The sequence below is a fragment of the Streptomyces sp. BPTC-684 genome (assembly GCF_030028635.1).
GTDB lineage: Bacteria > Actinomycetota > Actinomycetes > Streptomycetales > Streptomycetaceae > Streptomyces > Streptomyces noboritoensis.
Genome location: NZ_CP124863.1, coordinates 6917606 through 6932166, shown reverse-complemented (window position 1 = coordinate 6932166; position 14561 = coordinate 6917606). Strand labels below are relative to the sequence as shown.

The window sequence follows — 14561 nt, the reverse complement described above, 5'->3', positions numbered from 1 at the left end:
CGCCGCGGCTCACTCACGTACGCTGCGGTGGCTTCACCGGCTGACGCGTTGCACGGTGCCCCCGGGCCACTGAAGTGCAGGGCCTCCCGAGCTCGCGGTGCTCCTCGCCGGTGTTCCCGACGCCCCCGCGGAGAGTGGCGGGGATCCGTATCGGGTGATCGTCGGCATCGCGCTCAGCGCTGGATGGTGGGCCACACTCACGGTGAAGACGGCTGTACCAGCTGCGAGAGCGCCGGGACCCGGCCGGGCATGACGGGAACGCACGGATGCGCAGGTTGATCGGACTTGGAGGCTGGTGGTCACCGGTAGCCGTGGGGGAGCTCGCGGATGCGACGGCTCGTGGCGACTGGCGCGGACACGGACGGCAGAGCCCGTCCTGACCGGGTGAGCTCTGCCGCCTGAAAGTCCAGAGTTCCAGCAGGTCAGCGGATACTGGACGGGATGTCAGGCACCGCAACGGGCCGGAGCACCGTGAGAGACTCTTCTTGGCGAGCCATCATCGCAAAGGAGAACCTGTCGATTTCCAGGCAGAGATCGACATCGTCTGGGTGGTATCCGCTCCGCAGCCCACCGGCGAGGTCTGCCGCGGCACGAGAAGTCCTCGCGCGATGGAGATACGGGGCCGCCTCGACATCGCCTCCCGCCATACATTGACCAATGTATTCGGCGCAGGCCAGGTCCTCGTCGGCCCGGCCTCCCTCGCCGGTGACAACGAACGTCACCGGACCGCAATCCTTGGTCTGCAGGAACCGCGCGGTCGGGCCGGCCACCACGAAGCTCGCGCACAAGACCAGCGGCGCGTTCGCGACGGCCAGCGCGCCCACGGTTCCTGCCGTCGTCTTCTGCACCAGCGTACGACCAGTGAAATCGCATGACCTGAGCAAGCCGGGTGAGTTCACCGCGTCGAAGCCCGCTGCTGGAGCTCCGTCCTTCAAAGCCAGCCAACCCGAATGGCTCTCCTTCAAGGCAAGTGCCTCACTCTCCGTTGAGGCCAGGACGATCCGCTCGACGCCACGCGAGAAGGCCCAGGCAGCCACGGTGAAGGCGCGCATGACGTCGATGACGACTGCGACACGGGGAATGCCGGTCAACTCCGGGATGCCGACGAAGTGATGGTCCATCGCACCATTCTGACGCCCCTGGATCATCCGAAGGGCACGATTTGATCCGGCTGCCGTCGGAGTCTCCACCGACGGGGCGGGGCCTGCAGCGCGCAGGCAGTCCTCCAGCCGAGCGGGAGGACTGCCGACCCACTCCGGCCCGGACACCGACACAACCGACACACCGTCACGGAACCCCAGGCCGCATGACGCAGGCCGAGGGATGCGTGCCGACACCCTCCCAGCCGTCACAATACGTCACGCAAATTAACTCCACGCAAGGAATCTGGTTGGTGGACCTGGCTCAGCTGATTGGCCGAGTGACCCTTGTGGTTGCCGTGGGCGGAGCCGGGCTCAGCAAGATCGGCGCCCGTGCCCGCTTTGCAGCTGCTGCCTGGGCGAGGACCCTGTAGCCCTGGTGTGATGCGGCATAGGGAAGGCGATCCCGACCCGCCCAAGGACGTCCACCGAGCGGCGAGGGACGGCTCAACGGGCGCCACCGCTGGCCGCTCCGCGCTCGTGGATGGCCTCGACGAGGATGCGGCCGAGTCCGGCGGGAACGGCGATTCCGACCTGACGGGGCGATTGATCCAGCGTCCCCAGAGCCTGCCCTGAGGACGCTCCCCCGCCGGGCCTTCTCACCAGGATCACCCAAGAACATGACTCCTGATCACCGAGACGAACTCGTCGATGGAGACCTTTCCGTCCTTGTCCTGTCGATGGCCTGGTAGGCCTCGCCCAACGGCGTCCGCGGGGGTGCCCATGACCGTGAGCCACGTCTTGAGCACGAGCACGCGCGGCGATTCCGGGTCGGAGCCGAAAGCGCGAATCATACCGCCGGAGGTTGGAGTGGGTGCTGTGAACTCCTTTAGGTTCTGCGGCCGATGCGAACTGTGACTGGCGAGACCGCGAGAGCGGGAGGTCGTGCTGCCTGCCCGAGCGTTCGCCGGTCCCGATAGGGATGGACGCAGTCGTCGAAATCTCTCAGCCGAGACAGCACACTGAGACTTGGGGTGTTCACACAGCCGAGCCGACCCGTCACCACCCGCCGCCTTTCGCATGGCACCCGTACCAGACGAATCGCCGAGCACGCGAAGGTAATTCGCAGGCGCCCAACGGTTCTTGGCGATTCCTCACGGTCAGCCATCGCCTCGTCGACCATGCTCTCGATAACGAACGGCGGCAGGCGCCCGAGATCAACTCAACGCCCACCACAAATGCCCGCACGATGTGAACCCGGCCGCTCTGCGCGAACTGCTTCCCTCCAGGCCCATACACCGTCACCAACGACGGCACCGGCATGTCCCCGTCGGAGGCGCTCCACCCCGCCGTCGCCGCCAACCATCCGCTCGTACTCCACCATCTCTGCGTCGAGACGATGCGCGCCGCTGATCGCCTCACCCAGGAGCCAAGGAACCCGGCGTCACTGGGCCGGATACGGCAGCAGCTCCTTGTCCGTCTTCTCCCACGACGCCTTCAACTCGCCAAGGAGCTTCGGCTCGTCCACGGCCCGGTCGGCCTGCTCCCGCCGGTCCTCGGCCAGGTTGAACAGCTGGTCCTGACCGCCCTTGCCCCGGTAGTACTTCCAGTCCCCGCGCCGCAGCGCCCGCTCCCCGCGCACGCGCCAGAACAGTTCGCGCTCGGCGAGCCGCTCGCCCTTCAGCAGGTAGGGGGCAAGGCTCGTCCCGTCCAGCCTGTACGCCGGATGCGGCCGTGCCCCGCCGATCTCCAGGAGCGTCGCGGTCCAGTCCGGGGTGAAGACCGGCTCATGGCTGACCTGCCCGCCGTCAAGGCGCGCGGGCCACCGCACGATGGTCGGCACGCGGATCCCGCCCTCCTTGAGCGAGGACTTGTTGCCCGACAGGGGCCAGTTGTACGAGAAGCGCTCACCGCCGTTGTCCGAGGCGAAGAACACCAGGGTGTCCCGCTCCTGCCCGGACTTCTTCAAGGCGCGCAGCACTTCACCGATCGAATGGTCCAGGTCCTGCACCATCTCCGTGTACTTCTCGACGGAGCCGCCGTCCTGGTGCCAGAGCGCACCCTTCTGGCCCGCCTTGATCCTGCGTACGATCTCGGCGCTCTCCTCCTCGTCCCCTTCCGCGATCCAAGGCCAGTGCGGGGTGGTGAAGTTGAGGTTGAGCAGCCACGGCTGACCGCCGTGGTCACGCTGGACGTACTCACTGGCGCGCTCGGTCAGGATGCGCGTGTAGTAGCGCAGATCCTTGTACTCGGCATCCCCCTCTCGTACGTCACCTTCGTACAGGTCGTACTCTCCGCCGAGCCCCAGCTTCGAGTAGTACTCCAGAGCCCCGCCGAAGTTCCCGAAGAACTCGTCCCAGCCCGACTTCGTGGGCGAGTAGTCCGGCAGGTACCCGCAGTGCCACTTGCCGATGAGCGCGGTCGCGTAGCCCGCGTCGCGCAGCAGCGAGGCCAGTGTGGGATGCGTCGGTTCGAGCCCGACGGACTTGTCCGCGATCGGCTCCGCGAGACCGCCCTTCGTGCGCCCCGGCAAGCGCCCCGTGTACAGGCTGAACCGCGTCGGCGAGCAGGTCGCGGACCCGGAGTAGGCATCGGTGAACCGCACTCCCTGCCGCGCGAGCCGGTCCAGGTTCGGGGTCTTGATGTGCGGGGCGCCATAGGAGGAGAGATCGGCCCAGCCGAGATCGTCGCCGAGGATGAAGAGGATGTTGGGCCGCTTGGCCCGCCGGTGCGGCGTGGCCTTGAACGGCCGTTCCCGCAGCGGGACTTGGGCCTGGGCGTCGGCGGCGGACAGGTCGATGGCGGCGGTGGCGCCCGCTGCGACGGCACCGCCGAAGGCGCGCCGGGACAGCTTGGATTCGTACGAGGACACAGTGCGCTCCTGAGCAGGGCACGGCGCACCACGGCGTCACGTACCCGAAGAGAGTCGAGAGGGGGTCGGTTCAGGCAGCGCGGCGACAGACGGCGCTCGCGACACGGACCAGGTCGACGTGGCGGCGCTCCACAAGCGTGACCGTCGGGTCACCGGGCGGCTGCATGGGCCAGGAGCCTCGCCGAGGTTCTGTACACCTGTCAACGAAAAGGCCCGCCTGTTCACACGGGCTTCGCACTCCGGATCCCACGGGCTTCGTACTGCAGATCCACCAACGCCGGGTGCTCCAGACCTCCTCCTCCCGCCCGCCGGTAGGCGCAGCAGGCGCCCGCAAAGCCAACAGCGCCCCGCCGCTGATGCTCTGACCGGTCAGGTCGCCGGGTGAGTGCTGGCCGATCTTGTGTCGGTTGTGTGTGACGACACGTCCGGTCGCGGCGGCAAGGCGGGCGGGAACGCGGGTGCGCAGCTTTACCGTGCGCGAGGGACAGGGGCCGCGGCGCCTTCCTTTGGGGGCGCGACCACGAACCTGCGCGGGTCGCCTCAGTCCGTCGTCGGTGTCTGCGGTTGGTCGCCGAGGGAGATCAGCAGGGTACGGAGGAGCCGCTCGAGTTGTTTGCGCTCGGTGGGGGCCAGCCCGCCCAGGAGGCGTTCCTCGTTCGCCAAGTGGTGTCCCACGAGGTCCTCGATGGCGCGGATGCCTGTGTCCGTCAGGGAGATGAGGACGCGGCGCCGGTGGGTGGAGTCGAGCTCGCGGTCGACGAGGCCCTTGTCGACGAGCCGGTCGATGCGGTTGGTGAGCGCCGCCGAGCTGACCATCGCGGCCGTGCTGAGCTCTCCCGCGCTGACGGTGTACGGCGGGCCCGAGCGGTAGAGCGTCGCGAGGACGTCGAACTCCCACGGCTCGACGCCGTACTGCGCGAAGTGCTCTTTGAGGGCCCGCTCGAGCAGGCGGGACGCACGCGACAGGCGGCCGATCACGGCCATCGGCGAGCAGTCGAGGTCGGGCCGGACCTGCTGCCACTGCCGGATGATCGCGTCCACGCCGTCGCCCGGTGCGGTTGCCGCCATGTGTCCTCCCGTGTGGGGTCCTGCCTCGCCCGACCGGCCATCGATCCGACTTCACCACGAGCTTAACACTTCGACGTCGAAGTTTTTGACATCTCGGCAACTCCGCGTCTAATATTTCGACGTCGAAATTTTCGACCAGCGCTCAACCAGGGCGCTCGGCTTCCGCGAAAGGTGATCCCCGTGAAGGTCCTTCTCATCGGCGCCTCCGGCTACATCGGCTCCGCCGTCTCCGCGCACCTGACCGACGCCGGCCACCAGGTGGTCGCGCTGGTACGGGACGCCCACCGCCCGGACGCCGGACACGAGCAGCGCGTCGGAGACCTGGCCGACCCCGCCTCGCTCACCCGCGCGGTCACCTCCGACATCGACGCCGTCGTCGACCTCGCACCCCCGACCGGCGACGCCGCGGTGGACGCCGCAGCGATCACCGCGCTCACCGACCCGCTGCGCGGCACCGGGCGCGCGTTCGTGTACGCGAGCGGCGTATGGGTCCTCGGCGCCACCGGCCCGGCCGCCGCCGACGAGAACGCCCCGGTCAACCCGCTGCCGATCGTCGGATACCGCCCGGCCATCGAGCGCCAGGTGCTCGACACCGCCGACGCCGGCGTGCGGGCAACGGTGATCCGCCCCGGCATCGTGCACGGAAACGGCGGCGGCATACCCGCGCTGCTCGTCGACCTCGCTCGCAAGCACGGGACCCCGAGGTATGTCGGCGAGGAGGCCGTGCGCTGGCCGATGGTGCACGTCGACGACCTGGCCGACCTGTTCGTCGCCACCGTCGAGAAGGCGCCCGCCGGCAGCCTGTGGCACGGTGTCGCCGAATCCGCGGTCCCGGTACGCGACCTCGCGGCAGCGGCCGGTGCGGCGGCCGGGGTCGACGGCGAGCCGCAGTCGTGGCCCCTGGAGGACGCCCGCGCGGAGCTCGGCGCACCGTTCGCCGACGCGCTCGCCCTCGACCAGACCGTCAGCGGGGACGCGGCGCGCGAAAGCCTCGGCTGGCTGCCACGGCGCCCGGGAGCGGTCGCCGACGTACGCGAACTCTCGTACCCGCGGGTGGACACGGACGGCATAGAGGTGTTCGGTGCGGCGGACGGGCAGCAGGCCGACGTCGAGGCCATCGTCCGCTTCGTGGCGGGCGTCCAGTACGCGCAGCAGAACGAGCTCGTCGACGCGTTCATGAGCAGCTTCCGCAAGCAGCACCCGGTGTGGACGACCGCGCACGGCGAGCGGCTGTCGGGCTGGGACGAGATCGACGTCTTCACGCACCAGGTGCTGCCCGGCGCGATGAAGCAGTCGACGGCCACCTACGAGGTCGTACGGATCCTGTTCGTCCGCCCGGACGTCGTCGCGGTCAACGTCCGCCAGCGGCCGGTCACCCTCGACGGGCAGCCCATCGAGGACCAGCCGGAGGGCCGCCCGATGTACGTCCTCGCCAAGGACAACGGCCGCTGGCGGATCGCAGCCGCGCAGAACACCCAGGTCTTCTCCGGCTGACGCGCCGGACGCCCGCCCGTCTCGGCCCGCCTCCGAGGGCATCCCCATCGGAGGCGGGCCCGACTCATCGGGTCCAGGATGTTCGCCCACCAACCGATGGCGGACGGAAGGCGAGGAAGGTCTGCACGGCCACTCCAGCCGACCGTCGGCCGCTCCCCCTGGGAGCGCGGAAGGGAATGCGAGGTGATGGCTATCCGAAGTCCCGTGCGGCAAGGGCTTGTATGCGGTGCATGGCGAGTTCGAAGGCGGTGGGCTTGATTTTCAGTGCGCCCCCGAAGGGGTGGTTGAACTGATAGACGATCAGCAGCATGACGCCGACGGTGAAGGCCAGAGCACAGACCGCGCCGGCGTGGACGCGGAGGCTGCCGGCCTCGAAGAGGTAGACGAATCCCACGGTCATCAGCGCGCCCACCAGCAGTGCGGCCCACAGCAGGGCCGGGACCCCGGCCGTGGCGGCCTCGTTCACGCGCTCACGTCGCGCGTCGCCGAGTTGACCGACGGCGTCCAGAACGGATTGGTAGCGGGCCTGGTCGGCGCCGGTCTCGGGCTGGCGGACGTTGATGAATTCACGCAGATCAGTGAAGAGCGCCCATGCGGCGGCACTGTCTTTGCCCTGGCTGAGCATGGGCCATTCCTTGTAGATGACGGTGGAGGTGTAGGACTCGGTGAGATGGACCAGCGTGGCGCGTTCGGGCTGAGGCAAGGACCGGGCATACCAGGAGATCTGCAGAAGGGCGTTGGTCTCGGTGTAGGTATTGGCGTGCTCGCGAGAGTGCGTGTCCCACACGCCCACGACGACCATGGCCAGCACGACGGCGTAGATGACTCCGATCTCCGCGTACACGAATCCAGGACGTCGTTGTGCCGCCTGCGGGACTCAGCAGGGATGATCCGGGCCAGAACGTAGACCGCTGCTGCTGCGGCCGTCGCCGCAGCAGCAACACCGAGCAGCAGCGCGAACCCGAGCACGGGCATAGCAGCTCTCCTTCACCACTGGCCTGGTCAAAACCGGCTCCACCACGTGAGCAAACGATTCCCCCCTGCCACAGGCAGCATCGGGACAGCACCCGGCGGACCGAAGCGTTTCAAGGGCGCGGGAGCGCAAACAGGCCACCTGTCTCGCTCAAAACTCGCACTCCGCCCTGCTGGAGCGGGTGCGGGAACGAGAGGAATATCGAACCGCACGAGAGCCGGGTGGAGGGTGCGTTCTCTCAGAGCGTCGCCCCGCGCTCCCCCAGCATCTCGCCCGTGCGGTAGAGCTCGATGAGGAGTGGGCGCAGCAACCGGCCGGATTCGGTCAGCGCGTAGCGCGTGCGCACCGGGAACCCCGGGAGGCGCTCCTGGGCGACCAGGCCGCGTTCCCTGAGGATGTGCAACCGGTCCGCGAGCACCTTGGGGCTGATGTCCGGCAGTCTCTCCCGCAGCGCCCCGAAGGAGTGCTCGGTATGCATCAGCTCTCGCAGCACGAGCGTGGTCCAGCGGCCGGACACCGCCGCCAAGGCGATCTCCACCGGGCAGTCGGCGTCCGGGCGTACCGTGCGGCCTGGTGAGGACGGCACCAAGCCGGTGTCCCAGCCCCCGCTGTCGGTTTCCGTTTGGTGACCCACGCCGGCGCGGGCTTGACTGCCGTTGTGAACATCAACATGGATCTTGCGCACGATCACGACTCCACTTTCGCTCTGGCCTCCGACGCGGTGCAACATCCCTCGGTCTTCAAGGCCGCGTTCAACTCCGGCAGCGCACAGGCCCTCGCCACCGTCTACGACCGGAACGCCCTGTTCGTCACCCGCGCCGGTGAGCCGGTCACCGGCGCGGAACTCCGGGCCGCGAACGCCGAGTTCCAGTCGCTCGGACTGCCGATAAGCGTCCGCCCCCGGAACACCTACGTCGCCGACGACATCGCGCTGCTCATCGTCGACTGGGTCATCGACGGCGAGGCACCTGACGGAGAGCACGTCCACATCGAAGGTACCGCCACGGACGTGGCCCGGCGCGGCCCGGACGGCCTGTGGCGGTACGTGATCGACAACCCGTTCGGCACTGCGGAGAGGCCTCCCCTGGCGAAGCGGTGACTCCGTCACGTATCAGCCGGAGGCGGGGAGTTCGCGCCCGGTGAGCTTCCCGTCGGGGGTGAGGGTGAAGGCGGTGGGGTCCGTGCCCGTGGTGCCGTGGGCGTCCCCACCGTACGCCTTGAGCGTGATCGACTCGGCCTTGCCCATGGGGAGAGACGGCAGTGGGAGGGCCGGCGTTCCCGGTCGGCGGCGTGGCCTCGGTCGCGAACCGAGCCGACCGGGCCCCGAGCCTGGGCTTCGGACCGGTTCCCGACGGCGCCCGTGACCCAACCGACGTCCGTCCCGCCGACCGGCACCGGGCGGGACGTGGTGGTTCTCGTCCGCGCCGGACCCCCGCAGAAAGGCACCCGCGCGGAACGGGCTCAGATGCGGCGCCTGGCCGCGGCCAGGGCCTCCTTGACCTCCCGCGCCACACGGGCCGCGTCCTCAGGGTTGTTCACCACATCGGTGTGGTTCATGTCGACGACGAGGACGTCGCTGGCCGAGTAGTGCTGGTGCACCCAGTCGTCGTAGCCGGACCACAGGGTGCGGTAGTACTCGACGAGAGCGTCGTCCTGCTCGAAATCGCGGCCCCGCAGCCCGATGCGGTGCAGTACCGTCTGGAAGTCCGCCTTCAGGTAGACCATGAGGTCGGGTGCCTTGCGGTACGGCAGGCCGTCGATTTCACGCATCATCTCGGCGAGCAGTCCCTCGTACACCCGCATCTCGAGGGAGCTGATCCGGCCCAGATCGTGATTCACCTTGGCGAAATACCAGTCCTCGTAGATGGACCGGTCCAAGACGTTGTCGCCCTGCTTATAGGCCTCCTTGATCGAGGCGAACCGCGTCTGCAGGAAATAGAGCTGAAGCAGGAAGGGGTAGCGCTTCGCCCGGATCTCCTCGGGGCTCGCCGTGTAGAACAGCGGAAGGATCGGATTGTCCTCCACGCTCTCGTAGAAGACCGTGCTGCCCAGCTCCTTGGCGAGCACTTCGGCCACGCTCGTCTTACCGATCCCGATCATGCCTCCGACGCAGATCACTGCCATACCTCACTTCTCCCCTGGGGTCATATCCGTGCGCGGGCGGGCGGCCCACATCGCTGAGACGCATGCCAGCGGGGCCACCCACCCCCCTATGACCTTCGTGCTCAACATCGTGCGGTCCTCGTCCGGACCAAGGCCCCGACGCAGGCCGGGGTCCTCGGCCAGCCGGACCGGCCGTTGCGCAGGTGCCGCGTACCGCGACGCGCCCGCCCTCCCGCTGCCACCCTGAAGAATAATCGGCCGCTCGCCCCACACCGGCCAGAGCACCACCCACCCGCCCCACCGGCACGGTCGAAATCGGCAGAACCCTTGAACCACGGGCCGCCCTGAGCGTGGCGGTCGCGGTCTGCGCGGTCACGGCGGTGCTGCCCGGAGCCGCCTCGGCCGAGCCCACGGCCGTGGCGAGTATCACGCGATGCCGCCCGTATAGCGTTGCTCCGGCCTCATCGCGAGGCCGCAGAACTGCTGAAAGGTATGAAGTGAGACGAAACTCGGTACGGCGGCAGGGGATACGCCGGCTCGTGTCCGGCGGGGCGGTCGCTCTCGCCGCCGCACTCCTCGCCACGGTTCCCGCGGTCGCCGCATCGGCCGGCACGACCGCACAGGCCCCCTCCGACAACGGGTCCACCGGGGCCACGGCGCAGGACACCTACACCGTGACGCCCGCGGTCTCGCCCGTCGTGCAGAGCGGGCCGCGCAACATCATCAAGCGGGTCCAGGACACGTACGTCAGCAGCACCGACGCCCGTGATCACTCCGCCGGCAGCGTCCTGCACATCGGCACGCCCGACAACGGGACGACCCGGTACCGCAGCTTCGTCCAGTTCGATGTCGCCCGTCTCAAGGGCTCCGCCATCAAGAGCGCCAAGCTCCGGCTCTACAACTCCTACACAGGCTCCTGCGACGGCTGGTGGATGTACGCCGACCCGGTCGCCGCAGCGTGGAACGAGAAGACGGTCACCTGGGCCACCCGGCCCGCCGTCGCCCCCGGCTACCAGGCCTCCGCCAACTTCGGCCTGGGCAGCCCCGGCTGTCCCGACGTGACGCGGCCGTTCGACCCGGAGTCCTCCAACGGCATCCGCCGCCTGGACGTCACGGCGATGGTGCGTGCCTGGACCAGCGCCACCGACCCCCTGCCCAACCACGGCATCCAGCTGTCGGCGGGAGAGCTCGACAGCAAGGCGTACAAGGACTTCTGCTCGATGAACCCGAGCGCGTCCGTGTACGCCTGCGACGCGGCGTACAACACGCCCACGCTGGAAGTCGAGTTCGACGAGGGCTCGCCGGTCGTGAGCGCGGGCAACAGCAAGGCGGTGGCCAACGGCGGCTACCCGGCGGACGTCCCGGCGATCGAGCTGTTCGGCTCGGGCAAGGTCGCCGACGGGCCGTACCAGCGCTGGGTGCCCGACGCGTACCACTCGATCCCGGACCCGGACAGGAAGCTCTTCCCCACCGCTCGCGGCTGGGGCGGAGGCACGGACCATCGCCTGCGCCCGGCCGGCGCGTACTCCGAGGGCGACCCGGACAAGAAGGTCATGGTGGTCACGGACGGCAACAGCGGCTTCGTCGGGGTCGTCCCCTACCCGTCGCTGTCCGGCTACAAGTGGGCCTACAACGTCGGTAACGCCGACGTCACCAATGTGCACGGCGCCGAGCTGCTGCCTGACGGGAACGTCGCCGTCGCGTCCACCGCATCGGACACGGTCGCGGTCTACGCGCGGGCCACGGGCGACCCGACGAGCCCCACCCCGGGTCCCACGAAACCGCTCTCCTCCAAGTCCCTCGAAGAGGCCCACGAGGTGCTGTACGACCCGTCGACCCAGTCGCTGTGGGCCGTGGGCGGCCGCGTGCTGATCCGCTACACCTACGACTCGGCGACGGGCACGCTCGGCGACGGCGAGTCGTTCCCGCTGCCCCAGCAGACCTCCCAGGGCCGGCTCTACGAGGCCTGGGGACACGACCTGGAACCCGTGTACGGCAACCCCGACCGTCTGTGGGTGGGGGCGAACGCCGGAATCGTGCAGTTCTCCAAATCGGGCCTGACGCAGTGCTACCAGGGCTCCAACCGGTGGCCGCTGGAGAACCAGGTGGACCGGAAGAACCGCTGGTGTACGGACTACCAGGCCGAAGGAGTCCTCAACGTACAGCCGCTGGTGAAGAGCATCGGCAACGACCCCGTCACCGGGGAGCGGCTCACCACCTGTGCGGACGGCTGCGAGGGATCGAACACCAACCCGAGCTACACCACGTCGTGGCTGCGCTTCGTCACCACGGACAGCATCACACGCAAGACGCGATGGTGGGACCAGAGCCAGCACTACCGCGCCCGCTGGATGGTGCCGAGCTACCAGTAGCCGGTCCCGTCACCCGCACTCCGGCCGGTTGTTCGGGGTGTCCCGCCCCCTGGTGGCTTGGGGCCGCCAGGGGCGGGGCACCTGTGCGTGGCAGCGGGGTTGCCCGCTGCGCGATGCCTTCGGCCGCTGAGGTACTCGGCGGCCTCCCCTCGATGCGGTCGAGGGTCAACCGGGGGATCCGACGCGGGCCACCTGCTGGTCGGCCAGCGCGCGCTGGGCGCGGAAGTTCTCGCGGTAGGCGTCGTGCACCGCCGCGTCGTCGTACTTGAGGAGCGCCTCGTCGTTCGTCGTCAAGGCGCTCTTCGTGTACGGGTGGCTGCCGGTGAAGACGATCTTCTGGTCGGCCTTGCCGAGGTACGTCCCGTCGATCAGGAGGTACTTGGAGTGCGTCGCCATCGCGTTCCGCGTCTTCGGGTCGCCGTCGCCGTCGTCCGCGTCGTCCAGGCGGTGCAGGGCGATCCCGCCGAACCTGGTCGGCTTGGACAGCTGGTCGGCGATCGCCGTACCGGCTCCTTCGACGTCGAGGTAGCGGTAGACGATGTCGACGTAGCAGCCCGCGTCGTCGAGCTCCCACAGCTTCTTGGCGACCTCGGGCCGGGTGATCTGGTGCATCGCGACCCGGACAACGGTGCGGCCGTCCTCGGTGCCGTGGCCCGGGGAGTTCCCGTAGCAGGCGGGCTGCCCGTTCACCGGGTTGTCGACGGTGTTGAGGATGTTGAGGATCGGGTCGGAGGCGGCCCGGGGGAAGAAGTACGCCTTCGCGTTGCCCGCCGGGTACTCCGTCGGGTAGTCGGCGACCTGCTCCTTCGTCCCGGCCTGGGCAGCCGCGAGGTCGTTGAAGTAGCCGGTGTACGCGGCGTACAGCGCGGTGTTGCCGGCCACGGTCAGCGCGTCGTTGAAGGCGTGCTGCCGGTCCCACGGAGTCTGGTTGGCCGATGTCTGTACGACGACGTCGTCGGCCGGGACCGTCCCCGTGGCGCTGCCGGTGGTGCGGGAGAAGAGCACGAACTTGTTGTGGTTGACGCCGTGGAACGAGTCACCCGGGTTCGGGTCCTTGGCGAGGCACGCCTGGTTCTCCGCGCAGACCCGCACCCATGAAGTGCCGGACCCCGTCGCGGGCTTGAGGCCTTCGACGAGCTTCGGGTACGTGACCTTGCCAGCCCAGTGCAGCAGGCTCTCGTTGTCCAGGACGACTTGGACGTTCACGCCGCGCTGGTGCGCCGCGGTCAGCCGGGCCGCGAGGTAGTCCGAGCCGAGCACGTACATCGACATCTTGATGTCCGAGCCCCTCTGGGCCCCGTCGACGAGCCGGGCTATGTGGCCGAACACCGCGTCCTGGGCGGCCGTGTCCCCCGTCGGGTTGTTGAACACCGCGCCGGTGGTGACGAGCGGTGCCGGATCGGCGACGGCGGGGGTGGGAGCGGCCGCGAACAGGCCGGACGCCCCCAGCGCCAGGGCGAGCAGAGATCGGGTCTTCTTCATGCCGCACACTGTATACAGCCGTATACCGGGCTCGGGGCACCCCCATGGGCGCAGCCCGAACCGCGGAGCGAACCATGCCGACGTACCCTCTTCCGGCAACGGGGCGGGACAGTCGAGCAACTCTGCGCGGTAGAGCGCGGTTTCGCGTCTGTTCACCTGGACACTCTCGGGGCCGGGATACCGGCCGGCGTCAGGGCTGCTTCGGCAGGCGGATCACGGCCTGGCCGCTGTCCAGGTCGACCGTGCTGCGGTGCGGCGGGGCACCGTCCTCCTCGTCGTCCTTGAGCATCAGGGCACTCTGCCGCTCCTTGAGCTCGCTCTCCTTGCCCGCCGAGAAGACGGTCTGCAGCTGCTCGAAGCCGGTCGCCGATACCCGGCCGCGTTGGGGGGCGCGCCCGAGCCGGGCGCGGATCTGGTCGATGAAGATCATCGCAACCAGTGCGAGGACCAGACCCGGCAGCGTCATGAAGAGGGCTATTCCCATGGAACGAGTCTCCACGAAGCAGATGGGGCAACGGTAGTCGGGGTCATCATCGCCAGCCCTGCTGGAACCCCCACCGTGGGGAGTCGGCCGCCTGCCGCGCCAATATCCTGGGCAAACCGCACGAGTTGATCGGCCTCCACCTCGTGTCGCCCCGTCGGCAGGAGGAACGCGGCCGAGCTGAGGACGGATGGGTCCGTGACGACAACGACCTCATCTGCGCAAGCAGCAGGTCGCCGTCTGCCTCACCAAGCACGGTCGCGCAGGGCGCCAGAGCGCGGGTGGTGTTGGCCCTCGACGCCTCAGAGCCGATGAACCAGTCTCTACCGCGAGGGTGTGGTCGCCGATGTGGTGGAGCAGATGGCCGCCGTGGCCGCGCAACTGGAGGACGACGGCACGCAGCAGGTCTGGGCGTTTGCCACGGAATCGGCCCGACTGCCCGACCTGCGGATCGATGAACTGCCCGCCTGATCCGCCATCCAGCCGGCACCCCCGACAGGCCCTCCACGCTGAGCCGCGTGGCCAGGTGCTCGAGCACCGGGCACGGCACGACGAGCGGTTTCTTCCGGAGCAGACCCACCCGTGCCCGGGCACGAAGTGACAACGATGGAATGGTTCGTACTGTGGGCACGGGACG

The 14561-nt window shown here is 68.9% G+C and carries 13 protein-coding genes; 4 read left to right on the top strand and 9 right to left on the bottom strand.

The window, feature by feature from the left end:
* Positions 1 to 422 precede the first annotated feature (422 nt).
* The 3 genes from QIY60_RS30820 to QIY60_RS30810 all read right to left on the bottom strand — a co-directional run bounded on the left by QIY60_RS30820 (position 423) and on the right by QIY60_RS30810 (position 5019).
* The gene (locus tag QIY60_RS30820; RefSeq protein WP_283145457.1) at positions 423 to 1121 is read right to left on the bottom strand and encodes a 2-phosphosulfolactate phosphatase; all 699 of its coding nucleotides are present in this window, start codon (positions 1119 to 1121) and stop codon (positions 423 to 425) included.
* A 1402-nt stretch (positions 1122 to 2523) separates the two neighbouring features.
* On the bottom strand, positions 2524 to 3951 hold the full coding sequence (locus QIY60_RS30815) for a sulfatase-like hydrolase/transferase (protein WP_283145456.1): 1428 nt from the start codon (positions 3949 to 3951) through the stop codon (positions 2524 to 2526).
* 540 nt (positions 3952 to 4491) lie between these two features.
* Positions 4492 to 5019 carry a MarR family transcriptional regulator gene (locus QIY60_RS30810; protein ID WP_283145455.1) on the bottom strand — a complete coding sequence of 176 codons (528 nt, stop codon included), beginning with the start codon at positions 5017 to 5019 and terminating at the stop codon, positions 4492 to 4494.
* Positions 5020 to 5199: 180 nt separating this feature from the next.
* Between QIY60_RS30810 and QIY60_RS30805 the strand changes: the two genes are divergently transcribed.
* Positions 5200 to 6513, top strand: coding sequence for an SgcJ/EcaC family oxidoreductase (locus QIY60_RS30805; RefSeq protein ID WP_283145454.1), 1314 nt, complete (start codon positions 5200 to 5202; stop codon positions 6511 to 6513).
* A gap of 190 nt (positions 6514 to 6703) precedes the next feature.
* Here the strand turns inward: QIY60_RS30805 and QIY60_RS30800 are convergent, their stop codons facing one another.
* A complete protein-coding gene (locus tag QIY60_RS30800) occupies positions 6704 to 7357 on the bottom strand; it encodes a DUF4239 domain-containing protein (protein WP_283145453.1) in 654 nt (217 codons plus the stop codon).
* A gap of 367 nt (positions 7358 to 7724) precedes the next feature.
* The gene (locus QIY60_RS30795; RefSeq protein WP_283145452.1) at positions 7725 to 8072 is read right to left on the bottom strand and encodes a helix-turn-helix domain-containing protein; all 348 of its coding nucleotides are present in this window, start codon (positions 8070 to 8072) and stop codon (positions 7725 to 7727) included.
* 84 nt (positions 8073 to 8156) lie between these two features.
* Between QIY60_RS30795 and QIY60_RS30790 the strand changes: the two genes are divergently transcribed.
* A complete protein-coding gene (locus tag QIY60_RS30790; protein WP_283145451.1) occupies positions 8157 to 8585 on the top strand; it encodes a DUF4440 domain-containing protein in 429 nt (142 codons plus the stop codon).
* A 12-nt stretch (positions 8586 to 8597) separates the two neighbouring features.
* On the opposite strand, the gene QIY60_RS30785 is transcribed toward QIY60_RS30790, so the two are convergent.
* Positions 8598 to 8732 carry a hypothetical protein gene (locus tag QIY60_RS30785; protein ID WP_283145450.1) on the bottom strand — a complete coding sequence of 45 codons (135 nt, stop codon included), beginning with the start codon at positions 8730 to 8732 and terminating at the stop codon, positions 8598 to 8600.
* Positions 8733 to 8947: 215 nt separating this feature from the next.
* Positions 8948 to 9610, bottom strand: coding sequence for a deoxynucleoside kinase (locus QIY60_RS30780; protein WP_283145449.1), 663 nt, complete (start codon positions 9608 to 9610; stop codon positions 8948 to 8950).
* A gap of 476 nt (positions 9611 to 10086) precedes the next feature.
* Here QIY60_RS30780 and QIY60_RS30775 point away from each other — a divergent pair, with 476 nt between their 5' ends.
* Positions 10087 to 11961 (top strand): DUF6528 family protein, encoded by a 1875-nt coding sequence (locus QIY60_RS30775; protein WP_283145448.1) that lies wholly within the window; start codon positions 10087 to 10089, stop codon positions 11959 to 11961.
* A gap of 165 nt (positions 11962 to 12126) precedes the next feature.
* Here QIY60_RS30775 and QIY60_RS30770 read toward each other — a convergent pair whose 3' ends face one another.
* Complete coding sequence (locus QIY60_RS30770) at positions 12127 to 13443, bottom strand: phospholipase D-like domain-containing protein (RefSeq protein ID WP_283145447.1); 1317 nt, start codon at positions 13441 to 13443, stop codon at positions 12127 to 12129.
* A 190-nt stretch (positions 13444 to 13633) separates the two neighbouring features.
* Positions 13634 to 13927, bottom strand: a complete 294-nt coding sequence (locus tag QIY60_RS30765; protein WP_283145446.1) for a DUF6191 domain-containing protein — start codon at positions 13925 to 13927, stop codon at positions 13634 to 13636.
* A gap of 333 nt (positions 13928 to 14260) precedes the next feature.
* Between QIY60_RS30765 and QIY60_RS32820 the strand changes: the two genes are divergently transcribed.
* On the top strand, positions 14261 to 14395 hold the full coding sequence (locus tag QIY60_RS32820; protein WP_349253970.1) for a VWA domain-containing protein: 135 nt from the start codon (positions 14261 to 14263) through the stop codon (positions 14393 to 14395).
* Positions 14396 to 14561: the final 166 nt, after the last annotated feature.

Excerpts from the sequence above, each read along its gene's own strand:
- QIY60_RS30820 (WP_283145457.1), bottom strand. The coding sequence starts at position 1,121 with ATGGACCATCACTTCGTCGGCATCCCGGAGTTGACCGGCATTCCCCGT.
- QIY60_RS30810 (WP_283145455.1), bottom strand. The coding sequence starts at position 5,019 with ATGGCGGCAACCGCACCGGGCGACGGCGTGGACGCGATCATCCGGCAG.
- QIY60_RS30790 (WP_283145451.1), top strand. The coding sequence starts at position 8,157 with ATGGATCTTGCGCACGATCACGACTCCACTTTCGCTCTGGCCTCCGAC.
- QIY60_RS30785 (WP_283145450.1), bottom strand. The coding sequence starts at position 8,732 with ATGGGCAAGGCCGAGTCGATCACGCTCAAGGCGTACGGTGGGGACGCC.
- QIY60_RS30780 (WP_283145449.1), bottom strand. The coding sequence starts at position 9,610 with ATGGCAGTGATCTGCGTCGGAGGCATGATCGGGATCGGTAAGACGAGC.
- QIY60_RS30770 (WP_283145447.1), bottom strand. The coding sequence starts at position 13,443 with ATGAAGAAGACCCGATCTCTGCTCGCCCTGGCGCTGGGGGCGTCCGGC.
- QIY60_RS30765 (WP_283145446.1), bottom strand. The coding sequence starts at position 13,927 with ATGGGAATAGCCCTCTTCATGACGCTGCCGGGTCTGGTCCTCGCACTG.